Annotated in this window: 12 protein-coding genes; 4 read left to right on the top strand and 8 right to left on the bottom strand. The window is 71.9% G+C overall.

Annotated elements, in window-relative coordinates:
- The first annotated feature begins 31 nt into the window (after positions 1-31).
- On the top strand, positions 32-2392 hold the full coding sequence (locus ACIO6U_RS26270; protein WP_401722820.1) for an ATP-binding protein: 2361 nt from the start codon (positions 32-34) through the stop codon (positions 2390-2392).
- Here ACIO6U_RS26270 and ACIO6U_RS26265 read toward each other — a convergent pair.
- Positions 2386-3363, bottom strand: coding sequence for a helix-turn-helix domain-containing protein (locus tag ACIO6U_RS26265; protein ID WP_401722817.1), 978 nt, complete (start codon positions 3361-3363; stop codon positions 2386-2388). The two genes, ACIO6U_RS26270 and ACIO6U_RS26265, sit on opposite strands and share 7 nt — an antisense overlap.
- Before the next feature lie 315 nt (positions 3364-3678).
- Between ACIO6U_RS26265 and ACIO6U_RS26260 the strand changes: the two genes are divergently transcribed.
- Positions 3679-4341, top strand: a complete 663-nt coding sequence (locus ACIO6U_RS26260; protein ID WP_355348022.1) for a hypothetical protein — start codon at positions 3679-3681, stop codon at positions 4339-4341.
- A gap of 172 nt (positions 4342-4513) precedes the next feature.
- The gene (locus ACIO6U_RS26255) at positions 4514-4900 is read left to right on the top strand and encodes a hypothetical protein (RefSeq protein ID WP_355348019.1); all 387 of its coding nucleotides are present in this window, start codon (positions 4514-4516) and stop codon (positions 4898-4900) included.
- Between the two features lie 72 nt (positions 4901-4972).
- On the opposite strand, the gene ACIO6U_RS26250 is transcribed toward ACIO6U_RS26255, so the two are convergent.
- Positions 4973-5671, bottom strand: coding sequence for a hypothetical protein (locus ACIO6U_RS26250; RefSeq protein ID WP_401722813.1), 699 nt, complete (start codon positions 5669-5671; stop codon positions 4973-4975).
- A gap of 101 nt (positions 5672-5772) precedes the next feature.
- Positions 5773-6147, bottom strand: a complete 375-nt coding sequence (locus ACIO6U_RS26245; protein ID WP_391044718.1) for a CATRA system-associated protein — start codon at positions 6145-6147, stop codon at positions 5773-5775.
- A 12-nt stretch (positions 6148-6159) separates the two neighbouring features.
- Between ACIO6U_RS26245 and ACIO6U_RS26240 the strand changes: the two genes are divergently transcribed.
- Positions 6160-6291 (top strand): hypothetical protein, encoded by a 132-nt coding sequence (locus tag ACIO6U_RS26240; protein WP_401722810.1) that lies wholly within the window; start codon positions 6160-6162, stop codon positions 6289-6291.
- Here the strand turns inward: ACIO6U_RS26240 and ACIO6U_RS26235 are convergent.
- From ACIO6U_RS26235 to ACIO6U_RS26215, 5 genes are all read right to left on the bottom strand, one after another.
- Entirely contained in the window at positions 6270-9983 is a 3714-nt protein-coding gene (locus tag ACIO6U_RS26235) for a CHAT domain-containing protein (RefSeq protein WP_401722808.1), read from the bottom strand. The two genes, ACIO6U_RS26240 and ACIO6U_RS26235, sit on opposite strands and share 22 nt — an antisense overlap.
- A 182-nt stretch (positions 9984-10165) precedes the next feature.
- The gene (locus tag ACIO6U_RS26230; RefSeq protein ID WP_401306229.1) at positions 10166-11302 is read right to left on the bottom strand and encodes an OmpA family protein; all 1137 of its coding nucleotides are present in this window, start codon (positions 11300-11302) and stop codon (positions 10166-10168) included.
- A gap of 340 nt (positions 11303-11642) precedes the next feature.
- Entirely contained in the window at positions 11643-12539 is an 897-nt protein-coding gene (locus ACIO6U_RS26225) for a hypothetical protein (RefSeq protein WP_355349340.1), read from the bottom strand.
- Positions 12536-13045: a hypothetical protein gene (locus ACIO6U_RS26220; RefSeq protein ID WP_391044707.1), complete on the bottom strand. Its 510-nt coding sequence runs from the start codon at positions 13043-13045 to the stop codon at positions 12536-12538. The genes ACIO6U_RS26225 and ACIO6U_RS26220 overlap by 4 nt, the downstream gene beginning before the upstream one ends.
- Positions 13046-13129: 84 nt before the next feature.
- Positions 13130-13831, bottom strand: coding sequence for a hypothetical protein (locus tag ACIO6U_RS26215; RefSeq protein ID WP_355349334.1), 702 nt, complete (start codon positions 13829-13831; stop codon positions 13130-13132).
- Positions 13832-13883: the final 52 nt, after the last annotated feature.

Below are 13883 nucleotides of genomic sequence, written 5' to 3'. Positions count from 1 at the left end.
CAAGGCGTAGGGCCGGTACGGAGGGAAAGCGGTGGCAGGGGATCGGACCCCGGCGACGGATGAGGACCCGTCGGCGCTCAGGCAGCGGCTGGCCGTCGAGTTGGCCCATGCCGTGGTCCGCGCCGAGAAGCGGCTCGGCCGCGCGTTGGACCGGGCCGAACTGGCCAGACGGCTGAACGTCTCGCCGAGCAGTCTGTACGCCTACCTCAACGGGACGACGCTCGCGGGGGTGGGCGTCTTCGATGAACTGCTGGTCGCACTCGGTGTCGGCGGCCCGGAAGCCGGTCGGCTGAGCACGCTCCGGGACCGCGCCGAAGCGGCCCGGAGGCTCCGCCCCGCCGCGGCCAGAGCGACCGTCGGCACGAGCGGTCCGCCACCGTCCTCCCGCGTGCCCCACCAACTTCCCCCGTCTCTGCGGAATTTCGTCGGCCGGGAGCCCGAACTGCGGCGGCTTGACGGGCTACTGGAGCCGGATCCGGTCGCGGCGGTCCGGCCGGTGGTGATCACCAGCATCGAGGGCACTGCGGGAGTCGGCAAGACATCCCTGGCGCTGCACTGGGCACGCCGGGTGGAGGAGCACTTTCCCGACGGTCAACTCCACCTGAATCTGCGGGGCTTCGACTCGGGAGTGCCCATGTCCCCCGCGGAAGCGCTGCACGACCTGTTGCAGTCGCTGGGCGTGACGCCCGACGCGATCCCGGCCAGGGAGACCGCCGCCGCCGGCCTGTTGCGTACCGTGCTGGCAGGCCGTCGGGTGGTGGTGGTGCTCGACAACGCGCGCTCGGCCGATCAGGTTCGCCCGCTGCTGCCGGGCGGGCCGGGATCGCTGGTGATCGTCACCAGCCGCAACCGCCTCGACGGACTGGTGGTACGGGACGGGGCGTTCCGGGTCACCCTGGACGTGCTGCCGCGGTATGCCGCCCGGGCCCTGGTGGAAGGGCAGATCGGGGCCGACCGGTTGGCGGACGAACCACGGGCCGCTGACGAACTCGTGGACCTGTGCGCCCGGTTGCCTTTGGCCCTGAGCGTTGCCGGCGCGAGGGCGGCGCTGGAGCCCAAGGGCTCGATCGGTCTTTTTGTCGCACGGCTCCGGCAGGCCAACGCGCGGCTGGGCATCCTGGAGCTCAAGGACGCGGACGTCAACCTGCGGTCGGTCTTCCAGGGTTCGTACGCCCTGCTGCCACCGCCCGTGGCGCGGCTGTTCCGGCTGCTCGGCTGCCACCCCGGCCCTGACCTCGACGCGACCGCGTGCGCGGCGCTGCTCGGCGAACAGGCGCCGCCGGACGAACTGCTCGACGCGCTCACCGCCGCCCATCTGGTGCGGCAGCACGCGCCGGGCCGGTATGTACTGCACGACCTGTTGCGGCTGTACGCGCAGGAGTTGGCGGACGACGGCCCGGCCGCCGAGCGCGCCTCCGCCGTCGAGCGGCTGCTGCGGCACTATCTGAGTGCCGCGCGACGGGCGGACCGCCGCCTCGAACCGTGGCGGCGCGCTCCGGTCGAGCCGACTGGCACCGAACCGCCCGTTGAGAATCACGCGGCGGCCATGGCGTGGTTCGAGGCCGAGTTGGGCACGCTACAGGCGGTGATCGCGCTGGCCGCGCGGAGCGAGGGGCTGGAGTCGTACACCTGGCGCCTCGCCCAGGCGTGCGCGGTCTATCTGCGTCGCTCGGGGCGGCGGTTCCAGCGCGGTCTGGTGCACGAAATCGCCCGGGACGCGGCCGCGAAGGCCGGGGACCGCCGGGCCTGGGCGTCGGCCACCCGCCGGCTGGCGGACGCCCTCTCCCGCCTCGACCGGTCCGACGAAGCCCTGTCGCTGCTCTACGAGGCGCTGCGCGAATGCCGCCGGCTGGGTGATGACGACGGCGCGCGCCAGGTGCGGCTGTCCCTGGTGCGGGTGTACGCCGCGCGCGGCGACCACCGGCGGGCGCTCCCGCAGGCCCGGCTCGCGCTGGCGATGGCCGAGCGGACCGCGGATCCGCTGCCGCTGGCAGATGGCCTCAGCGCCCTGGCCCAGGAGCAGGAACGCTCGGGGGACCACGCGGCGGCGCTGGTACACGGCCGCCGGGCGTTCGACCTGTACGCGGAACTCGGCCATCTGGACGGCCAGGCGGCGATCCTGCTCACCACCGGGCGGGCCGAGCAGAGTTCGGGCCGGCACGCGGCGGCGATCGGCACCTATGAACGGTCCCTGGCTCTCGACCGGGCGGTGGGCGACCGCTACCGCGAGGCGCACGCCCTCGATCATTTGGCGGACGCGCACGCCGCGCTCGGCCACGACCGCGACGCGTACGCGCTGCGACGGGAAGCGCTCGATGTGCTGCGGACCCTGCACCACCCGGACGCCGCCCGGATCAGCGCCAAACTGCCGGACGCGCCGATCTCTCAGTAGCCGGGCGGCACTTCGGGCTCGGGTGCGGCAGGGGCGGGTCCGTCCTGCCAGCACAGTCCGTAGCCGTATCCCACCCGCATCGCGTCGAACTCCACTGCCACCGTGCCCTGCCGGTCGGGGCGCAGGAGGGATGTCCCCGGCGCTCGCTGGTAGATGACGGCGGTCGGAACTCGGCTCAACTGCCAGACGGACAGCGGCGGACGTCCGGGGGCGAAGCGCACCCGCAGGCTGAAGCGTTCGCTGCGGGTCAGCGGGACATGGACGAAGTGCGGTGCCATCGGCTGGTCCTGGGGGATGCGCAGCCGGAGCGTGTACGTGTGGCGGGCACCTGTGCGCAGCGGGGTCGGGAGGATCAGCCGCTGTTGGAAGAAGCTCTCGTAGGGGTGTTCGGGCAGATCGAGGCGGCCACCGTCGAGGACAGAGACCTCCAGACCGTGGCCGTCGGCCTCGTCGTCGGTGCGGCGCGGAACGCTGAACGCGACCGGGATCTCGGCGAGGCCGTCGCAGGTGGCGACGATGACCCGCCGCTCCACCGCCTCGGGTGTCACGGTGTCCAGACGCAGCCGGGTCTCGACCGACTCGGTGTACCAGCCGTGCGGATCGGTACGGGCGCAGCCGCTCGGACAGAGTTCGCCGTGCGCCCCGCCCGCGATCGACGGGGTCCAGGGGGGCGGCGAGACGATGACAGTCCCGGGCACGGCGTCCTTGTCCAGGGCGCGGTGCACCTCGGCCCAGAACGCGCCCCACTTGTCGATGTCGCCGCCGCAGGCGCCGACGATCGCCATCGTCACCGGGAGAGTCGGGTGCGAGTCCCCGCGGAGCGCGTCGGTCATGGTGGTGCGACCGTACCCGGTGTGACGGGACAGTTGGTCGAAGGTCAGTCCCGCGGTCCGACGCAGATCTCGCAGCCAGAACGCGAACAGCGTGACGGGCGAACCGTCGGGAGGCAGTTCCTTTTGCGGACGGCCCATGCCCCGAACTCCCTTTCGCTGCCTGCTGCCACCGCCGAGTCTGGCACAACGCCCGGTGGCCTGGGAGCGCCCGGCGGCCGGTGCCGGTGCCGTGCGGAGTTCTCCGGAGATCGTCCGGGTACGCCGGAGAACCATTGTGCCCATTCTCCGTCCGTTGCTAGACACGTACTGCCGCCGGACACGTATCGACCGGACACGCGGACCGGTTCGCGGCCCACGTCGCCGTGGACGGCACGGTCGAAGCAGGGAGGGATCATGAAAGTCGCTTCGGACGCCACAGGCTCCTCACGGCTCCCGGCCGATGTCGTTCTGCGGATGGAGCGGTTCGGCCGTTTCGAATTCGATGCCACGGGGATCGAATTCGGCGCTGATCTGGTGTGGAGCGAACTACAGGCGCCGTTTCTGGAATTCGCCCAGTCCGACAGTGACCGGTTCACCACTCAACTGGCCGCGGCCGTCATACCGGCAGGCGGCTTCGCGCTCTTCGGAGCGGCCAGGACGGTCTGGAACCTGCTCGGCCCGGACTTCGCGCATCCCTGCTACGACGCCTTGCGGATGGACGCGCTGGAGTTCTTCCGAGCTCGCGGGGTACCCGGCAACCGCCTGTCCGCAGGGGATCGCGAGTTCTGGCGACTGCACCGGGGACCCGACGAGCCTTGGCTCGTCGGCCGACCGCCCCCGGCGCCGGGGGCGGCTCTCCCACCGCTGGCAACAGGGGAACTGCGCCCGGTCGCCCGGATGTCGGCCGGACCTCACGCCGAGACCGTGTACGCCAGGGCCGATGTCCAGGACGGCTGCGTGGCGGTGGTCGAGGCATGCGGTCGGGGCCGCGATCCGGCCGGTTGCCGGTTCGACTGGTTCGGCGCCGCGACGCAGTACGAACTCTATCTGCGGATCGGCGAGGCATTACAAGTCCCGGCCCATTGGGTCGCCGACGAGCTCATGCCGTTCATTCCCTTCTCCGCGCCGAGCCTCTGACCGGCCGACCGAAAACGCCGCACCTCACGGTAACCGCTGCCGTACTTCCGGAAACCGTGCAACAAAACCCACCGCGGTTCCGTTTCAGTGAGAAGGTCGTGGCGGAACGCAGTTCCCGCACAAGAGCACCGCCCCCACGGCACCACGGGGTTCACATCGGGGAGTTGAGCAGATGACCAAGCAGCCGGTGGATATATCCACCACGGCCTCCGTGGAGGACGCAGCGGCCTTGTTCCGCACGGATATGCGAGCGAACTGGTTCGGGGAGAACAACACCGGAATCGCCACGACGTTCACGGAGAGCGGTGGTTCACCGCTCGGCATCCACCACACCGATATGCCGGACCTCGCGCTGACAGCCGAACTCGTGAGCCGGGGAGAGAGCACCGAGCGGTTGTCGGTCCACCTCCTCATCTGGGACCGGGGGGAATGCCGGAAGATCCGGCTCGAAGCCGAAGGCAACGTGCGCGCCCTGCGCATCCTTGCGAACCGCAAGATGCGCCGATTCGTCGTCTCGCTCCAGGAGGAAGATCCCTCCCTCACCTACACGGGCATCTGAGCGGACAAGGGGAGGGGCCGCAAGGCCGGTCCGCCCGCCCGACGAATGAACGTCCGGCTTCGCGCCGGGCGTTCATTCGTGTCCGAAGGCCGTGGCCGAGACGTCCCGTTCCAGCACGGCCCGGTGGATTCCGTATGTCGTGAGGTGCGATGCCTTGATCACGATGCAGTAGCGGTCCACCGAGACGAGGGTCCTGCCGAGCCGGTCGTACTCGCGCCGCAGGAAGTTGATGGCCGCCTGGTTCGCCGCGGAGGTCTGGCCGCATATCAGCAGCACGGGGCGGCTGGACTCCGCAGGCGTGAACTTGGCGACGAGGGCGTACTCCTGATTGCCGCGGTCGAAGAGGAAGCGGTCACCTCCGACCTCGATGGCCACCGAGTCGGGCCCGCCGTTGTAGGGGTGGATGGTCACGCCCGGCAGGTGGGCGGCCAGATGGCCGCCGGTGCGGATGTTCGAGTCGCCGATCGGTCCGCCGACACAGAATTCCGTGCGGTCGGCGTTGCTGCCGCGGAACTCTCCGGACTCGACGGTCACCCGGCAGCCCAGCTCACCGGCGAGCATGGCCAGTTCGATGACCGCCCGCACGTCCCGGTGCTGTGCGGTCCCGGGGGCGTTGTGCTTGTTGCTGAGCACGATGAGGCAGGTTTCGCCGGGGCGGACGCCGAAGAAGGCAGCCTTTCTATTCAGTGCGCGGGACCGCCTGCCCCGCTCCCACAGCCAGCCGAAGCCGAGGCCCAGGAGGCTCGTCACCAGCCCGATCGCTATGTTCACCAGCACTGAGATAATCGCGCCGCCCTCCCCGGACAGTCCCCCATTGTGCGGCAGTTCACCGTGCGGCCGGAAGATCTCGACCGGTCACACCCATGGCCACGTCATGCCTTGCCGTTGCCCGCGGGCGGTGCCTGGCCGCCGCCGCCCGCCGGCTTCGAGGCCGGGTCCAGGGTGTGGATGAGAGCGACGACCCGTTCGCGCACCCGGGGCGGCGACTGCTGCTTGCCGTCGGGTGCCGTAGTGCCATGGGGACCCATCCGTCCGACACGCCGACCGTTCGTCTCCAGCTCCGCCGTCACCTCACCGACCAGGACCGTGTCGCCCTCGCCGACCGCTTTCGTCAGCACGGCGATCCGCTCGTCGACCTCCTCCCACGAATCCGGCGGCAGCCGCCAGGCCAGCACCGCGTCAAGGACCGCCAATGCCTCGAACCTGGCCGTCCTTCCGATCCGTCGTGCTCCGTCCGAGGTACCCATCACTGCCTCCTGTTGATCTTGCTGATCCTGGAAGTGCTGCTGATCCTGGAAGTGCTGTCGGTCCTGGTGGCGCTGCCGGTCCTGTCGACCGTCGTCATCGGCGGCCGGAAAGGCGTACTGCCTCACCGGCCGGTGTGGATGTAGGGCGCCCACGCCGCCGGTGAGGCGGCGTGGCGAGCGCGAAGTTCGCGTACCACCCCGTGCAGGGCGACGGCGCAGTCGCCCACGTCGATGCCGCCGCCGTAGCGCCGCAGCGAGCGGTACAGCCGACGGGCGAGGCCGGCCGAGACCAGGTCCGCCGCCTCCCACAGTGAGCCGATCACCTGGGGGTATCCCGCGGTCAGGAACGCCGACGTCAGGTGAATCGCCTCGTCCGGGAGCCGGTCGGTCCGCGAGGTGTTGCAGGCGAGCAGCACGGCGAGCTGGGCGTACGGCAGTTCGTGGCGGTTGACGGCCCGCACCTCAAGGGGTCCGTCGGCCAGCAGCAGGTGGCTCTTCGAGGGGTTGTCGGGGTCGCTCACACCGTGACAGGCGAAGTGCACCGTGGACGCCGACGGCAGTGCGGCCAGCACCCCGTCGACCGTGGCGTCGGCGTCCGCGATCACCCGCAGTCCGGCCAGCGCGCCGGCCGCGGCGGAGATCTCCGCCGCGGCCGCCCCGGAGCCGCCGTCCGTACCGGTGGGGCGGCCCACCGCGAGGTGCCGGGCGGAGCCCTGCGCCGCGGGGCGACGTTCCAGTCGGGCGTGCCGCAGCGCCCTGATGCTGGGCGTGTAGGAGGAGGCGACCCGGTCGAGCACGGAACGGCGCTCCACCAGGTCCGCCTTGCGCTGGTAGCCGGCGGCGTGCAGCGGCAGATGCGCCAGCGGGCCGGAGGCGGACCACCACAGCCGAGGGACAGCGTGTCTCGGCGTCCCGTCCGGGATCGGCTCGGTGAGGCCGGCCGCCCGCAGCACCGGTTCCGCGACCTTGTCCCACAGCCACTCAAGGGTCCGGAAGATGGTCTCGGCCGCCGCGGCGCGCACGTCCTTCGGGCTGTCCAGATCCACGGCGACCGCGGCAAGGAAGTCCCGGGCCGTGTGGGCCAGCAGTCCTTCGGTCACGTCGAGTGTCACGGTCCTGATGCCCCGGGACGTGACCACCAGCGCGTCACATCGCAGCCGGTCAATGTTGATCAGCACGATGGGCCCCTGTACCGCCTCCGCCTGCATCTGCATCGCGGTCGGCGGCAGCAGGAAACTGCCGAAGCCGGGGTGGGACCGGATGTCACGGAGGAGCAGCCGCCACTGCTCGGCCGCCCGGTGCTGCGCCCGTACGCCCGAGGTCTCGTCCCGCGACGCGATGTCATCGGCCTCCCGCATCCGCCCGGCGAGGTCGGTGAAGCGCGCGGCGAGCCGCGGATGAGCCTCTGCGAGGTCGGACACGTCGCCGCGCGCCTCCAGGTCCTGGCTCATGAGGACGGCACGGCCTTGTTCCAGCAGCGCGGCCGCCTGTTCGGTCCGGCCGGCGGCGAGCGCCACCGCGCACCCGGTTCGGGTCAGGCTGGTGCCCGTCGAACTGTCCGGGGACGGCCCTTGGAGGGCAGTGTGCACGGCGCGCTGGCGATCGTCGCGGTGCAGCGCCCGCGAGGTGAGCAGCGGCAGCATCTCCAGCGCGACGGCCGCGGCGTCCGCGGCCCGTGCCCAGTCCCCGAGCTCCACCCGGCGGCCGAGCGCGACGCGCGCGTTCTCGAATCTCAGCGCTGGGGGCAGCTTGGCCTCTGCCTCAGGCTGCCACCGCACCTCGGCTTCCTCGACCCCGATCAGGTCTCCGCGGAGGTCGTGGTCGGCCATCACCACCAGGTCGGTGATCGTACGCAGCGTCGGCCGCAGGCGTTCACGCTGCTCCGCCACGCTGCCCCAGTGGCCGGGGGCGTCCGGGAGCGCCTCCAACGTGCGGGCCACCTTCCGCACCAGCCCGACCGCCTCCTTCGACAGGTCCGGGTCGCGGCGGAGCATCGAGACCCCGGCGAGGGCCTTGGCGTAGAACATCGCGCAGGCGACCCACTGCGGTGACTCGGGGCGGACGTGGTCCACGGCCCACCGCAGGCCGTCGCAGGCCCGGAGCATCGTCACGGCGTCGCCGCGGAGCGAACCGTACGCCTGCCGGTGCTCCTCGACCGCGCACAGCAGTTCGATATAGCGGGAGCTGGTGGCCGGGAGGGTGGCGAGTAAGTCGTCGCCGGCCCGCACAGCCCGCTCCAGGTCCGCGGCGTCCCTACTGATGAGGTACTTCCCGGCCCACACCTGGAGCAGGGCCGCGGCCGTCCATCCCCGGCGGCCGGCACTGAGTCCTGGTTCGGCCAGCCTGGCGAGCAACTGCTTCTCGGCGAGCGCCAGTCGGCGCGGGTCCGACGGAGACGTGTCGACCCCGACGAGACTGCGGAGGACCGCTTCCGCGTCTGGTGGCAGACCGGTCAGGTCGGACTCCAGGGCAGGGTCGCAGACGAGGCCCGGCGCGGGCGCCGGGCAGGGCGGCCAGTGCGGTGAGGTGGAGGACGCGGGTCCCCCGTCGCCGCCCGGTGCGCGTTCGCGGTCCGGCCCGCGAGGAGTTCGCGCCTCCGGGTCCGGAGCACCGCCGAAGGAGGCCATCTCCTCCGGTCCTGCGCCCGGTGACCGGTAACCGGGGCTGCGTGGCGGTTCGTACAACCGGATCGGCGGCAGCGGGGGAAAGGTCAGGAGTGGACCCATCCACGGCCGCACGAGGCGGAGAAGACCTCCCGACTTGAACGGAAGCATTCCCATCAGCCGCACCATCTCGGCGGTCGCGGCGCGCTTCTGGGCGATATGCGGAAGCAGCGGGTCGCCCGGCCGCAGGTCCCGCTGCAACATCGCCCACAGCTCGTCCGACCTGGCGACGTCCCGCCGGGATCCGCTGAGGACGGCGCGCCCGGCCAGCAAGGACGCCATGTTGATCGCGTAGACACCGCCGTCGTCCGGCGGCCCGTCGGCCCGGAACGCCTCCATGTGCGCGATGGCCTCGTCGGCCGTCTTGAGGTCGAGTTCGTAGGTCAGTACGGACATCAGGGCTATCGCCAGCAAGAGGTGCACCGGGGCCGCCTCGTGGGGCCGATAGTCGGTGCCGTGGACCCGCGCGTGCTCCACGCCCGCCAGCGCCAGTCGGCCGGCGGTGACCGCGAAGGCGGCCGAGGCGCGGTCCTTCGGGTCCGCACGGAATCTGACGACGGCGGCGTGTGCGGCCGTGCGCCCGACCAGTTCCGCCTCCAGGTGGTCGGGCGTGACGGCGTCGTGGGCGGCTCGGGCGAGCCGCCACATCTCGGGGAGCGCCGACTCGTCGCCGGACTCGTACCGGAAGCACGCGGACTGGGCGAGCCGTACCAACAGGCAGCAGCGTGCGATGTCGTCCCGCGGGAGCGAGTCCGCCAGCCGGGCCGCCGCCGACTCGATGGGCAGGACCGGCTGGAAGTGCCGGGGCAGCGGCAGTTCGGGGTAGGTGGCGGCGACCCTTACCGGGTCGTCGGCCGTACGCCCCTGCTTCTGCGCGCCGAGATGGTGCTGAACGTCGCGCGACAACCGGTAGTCGCCGAAGCGGAACGACAGGGTGCGCTCGGCCAGCCACAGGTGCAACACCCACGCAGGCCGCCCGGGATCGTCCCGCGCGCCGGTGTCCAGCGCGAACTCCAGCAGCGCCGCGGCGGCCACCGCCGCGTCGCGGCCGCCGCTCGACCAGGAGGACAGCAGCAGTCCGTCGGCGGCGGACAGCCAGCTCCGCGGGTCGGCGCGGACCGCGCCGACCCGGCGTTCGATGTCGGACGACCAGGACGCTTCACAGCGTCGCATCACGCGGTCCACGACTGCTCTCATATCCGGCATGTCGAGTCCTCTCTGAAGGGTGGGACGGTCGGGACTTGCGGGTCGGCCGCGCGGCACGTGGCGATCGGCGGGCCGCGGGGTGGGGCGGTCGGCTGCCGACGAGCGCGCGCCCGGACGGGCGGTCATGTCCGAGCGCGCGCCCGGACGGTTCAGCAGACGAGGTCCAGGACGACGGAGCGGTTGCGTTCGGCGGGGCCGGGCAGCAACCGGCCTTCGCTGTCGAGGTCTTGGACGTGGCCCGGCCACCGCGTGCCGACTCCCCGCAGCGTGATGTCGTGGGCGGGCACACCGAGCGAGACGAGGACGTCGCGGACCGCTGTTGCGCGGTCGAGGGACAGTCGCCTACGGCCATCGGCCGTTCCCGCGGACGCCGTCGTACCGATGAGCCGGATCTTCGCGTGGTGGGCCACGGCCCAGTCGGCGAGTTCCCTCAGGGCGGCGGCGGCAGCAGGCCGGTCGCGCAGTACCGACGTGTCGGGCAGGAATCCGACACTGCCGCTGTTCCGCAGCACGTGGTTCCCGCAGGAGGGCGGATACGTTTCCAGGGGACGCACCGTGACGACGGACACGGCGGGGGTGTGCGGTACGGCGGCACCCGTCGCCGGCACGGGGTCGGCCGCGACGCACTCGGCCCCCGCCTCGACGGCGATCGCCTTCCATATGGCGACGAGGTTCTTGTGCTCCGGGAGCGGCAGTCTGGCCTGCGGCGGCGCCGTGTCGCCGACGCCGCTGAAGAGGACGGAGATACCGGTGAGCTGCGGGAGCGAGCCCTGCCTCTTCAGGAAGTCGGCGACATCGGTGGCCTGGGCGTCCAGCACGCCGTCACGGCGGAAGTCCAGTGGCGCGACAGTCTGAAGCCCGGAGTCGGCCACCACGACCGTGCCGCCCGGACCGACGTTCCCCGCGGCCTCGGCCAGCGCCGCGAGCAGGTCGGCCTCGGGACGGCCGGCTTTCATGCGGTGGATCGTGTTCGTCAGCGACTTCACGAATGTGTCGTGGTCTTTGGCGCTGCGGGAACCGTTCTTGCCCGTGTCCTCGAAGGCCCCGCGGAATTCCACGTCGGGTGCGCCGTCCACTCCGACCACGGAGATCAGCTGACCCCCGTCGATCGCGGTATCCACCAGTGAGAGCGCGGCGGGTGTCAGCCGGGGCGCGGGTGTGTTGGCTCGGGCGCCGAGGACGAGGGCGACGCGGCCTCGGCCGGTGGCGCACGCGGCGGCCTGCTCCCGCTGCTCCGACGCGCTGTTCTTGGCCGGGTGACCGCAGCCGGATGCCGCAAGCGCCACGGCACCCAGCAGGCAGAGAGCGGTGAGTCCGCGGAGAAGGGATCGTAATCTCGGTGATGCCATGGTGTGTGCTCCAGGAGTTCGAATCGATCGACGGCGCGGGGCCAGGTTCAATGAGCCCGGCCGCCCGGAGGCGTCCGGGCGACCGGATGACGAGCGGGAAGTGGCGGGACGCTGCGCAGACGTCAGGGGCTGGTCCAGTGCCGGCCGCACGACGGGCAGCGCAGGCCCAGACGGCAGTTCGAGCAGTCCGGACACGGCAGCAGACGACGAGCGCAGTGGGGGCAGAACTCGGGCCGGGGAGCGGGCGGCCGCATCGGGAACGGGCGCGGCTGCGGGCTCACGCCGCCGCCCCTTGGCCGTTCTCCGCATCGGGCTCGTCGGACTCCCCCGGTCCGTCGGGCCGATCGGCGGCGCGCAGGTCGGGGCCCTTCCAACCGCCGGGGACGAGCCGGTCCCCTGAGTCGGTGAGTCCGTCGGTGGCCGCCGGGTCAGCGATGTGCACGGCCATCAGGAACCGGGCGTAGTGCTTCAGGTCGTCGGCCCAGCCGAGGCATTGCCCGGTAGCCACCTCCCAGCGCCGGTGGTCGCGCTCGCGCTCGGCCAGCTCCTGCTGGTGGCGGTGGACGGCACGGACATGGCGTGGCGTCAGCCGCTGCACCTCCTGCCGGGCGGCCGCACGGTGTGCCAGGGCCATTCGGTACGCCGTGGCCAGCGGATTGTGGGCGAGGTACGCCGTGACCGCCGCCAGCAGGCCGCCGGCCAGGTAGAGGCCGAGGAACAGCAGGGCCGTGCCGAGATTGGCGCTGCCGGTCAAGTCGTCGGCGGGCGCCCCCGCGGTGCTCGGGAGACCGAGGGTCTCGAGCCCGCTGCCCCCCGACGTGGCGGGCGTGTTGGTGGCGCGGACGAAGAAGCACACGGCGCCCATGAACAGCCAGACCATCGTCAGCACCACCGCGAGAGCGCCCACGGCCGGCGTGGACCGCTCCACGAACCTGCGGGCGAGTACACCCACCTGGTGGCTCACAGCCAGCGCCAGGCCGGTGAACCCGAGGACAAGCGGAATGATCATCCACCCGGCCTCGTTCACCAACAGGCCGACGACTTGGTAGAAGGCGATCCCGTCTGCCCCCACCGCCAGCACCAGCGCGAGGTAGGGGTAGTAGTGCCTGGTTCTGCCGACGACCAGATCAGGGTCGGCGAACGGCATGTGACCGGGCGGGACGGTTCTGCTCATGGGGTCGGTCCTCCTTGCGGGGGCGGGGTGGGTTCAGCGGGCGACGCGGCCTCGGCAGGCCCGGCGGGCGACACGCTCACAGTGGCGGGCGGGGAGAGACGGGCACGGAACGCGCTCAGGTCGCTCTCGGCCCGGCTGAGGTCGTCCTTGGCGTGGTCGAGTGCCGTCTGCGCGTCCGAGAGCTCCTCGGCGGCCACGCCGATCAGGTGGTCGCAGACCGCCTCGCGGAGCTTGTGCTCGGATTCGAGCCGGGTGACCCACTGGACCGTCCAGGCGTCGATGAGGTTGTCCAGCGCGGTGCCCGTACCGGCGTCGATGGCGTTGGGAGCGAGTTCGCCGACGAGTTGGCGCACGGTCTCCTCGGCGGTGCCGAGATCGGCCGGTGGCGCCATCCGGTAGAGCGCCGGAATGGTCCAGCTCGGGTCGCCGTCGACCACGGTCGAAAACGTCGGCTCGGGCTGTTCGGGCGGGCGCTTGGTCTTACGGCGGAGAAAGGGAAGGTCCACGGAGGGTCCTCTCGGGGCGGGTGTTCACGGGTCCGTCGGTGGTTGGGCCGTATAGGGAACGGCCGTTCACGAGTCCGGCGGAATTCAGCCGAGTTCGGGACGGTGGCCCGCAACCCAGGCGGGCAGCTCGGGACCGCCGTACTTGGCCTCACCGTTGATCCGGGCACCGTCCGCGTGTCGCCGGACCAACTGCCGGTCGTAGGCCATGACACGGCGCATGGCCTGCTCGTGCAGGTAGACCGCGCGTGCCGCGGCGGCTTCCTGCCGCACCGCGATACGGGCCTCGACCGTGTGCAGTTCGACGGTCAGTGCGGCAGCACGCCCGGCGGCCTGTTCGGCGGCGGAGCGCAGGTCGGCGAGCCGGCGCGACCATTCGCGCGCCCGGCGGGCGCGCACCACCGCCTCGGCGGTCTTGTGCTCGCCGCCGCGCCGCCGGTTCTGCTCTTCCTCGCTCAGGGGGCCGGCCGACTCGGCGACGGCTGCTTCGGCCTCGGCGGCGAGCCGTTCGGCCTCCTGTACGCGGGCCCGGAGGACCAGCGCCCGGCCCCGGTCCTCGGCGGTCTCCCTGAGGCAGAGGATCCATTCGGCCTGCTGACCAGCGGCGGCTCCGCGACCGAGGAACTCGGGCGTCGGGGTGCCGCCGACGCCGCTCTCGCCGAGCGCGGGCAGTCCGGCCTTCGCGTCGCGGTTGGCATGGTGCCGGTCCACCAGGCGCAGGTGGATCGCATAGCGCCGGGGCTTGGGCAGGGGTGCGGGCTTGGTACGGCCGTTGAGGCGAGGGGACATCTGGGGCCTCCCGTGGGCTTGGCAGGCACCGCGAAGCGGTGCGACGGACGGG

The sequence above is a fragment of the Streptomyces sp. NPDC087422 genome (genome assembly GCF_044744145.1).
In the GTDB taxonomy this organism is placed as follows: Bacteria; Actinomycetota; Actinomycetes; order Streptomycetales; family Streptomycetaceae; genus Actinacidiphila.
The sequence above is the reverse complement of the archived record's forward strand: the minus strand, read 5'-3'. Positions and strand labels throughout refer to the sequence as shown.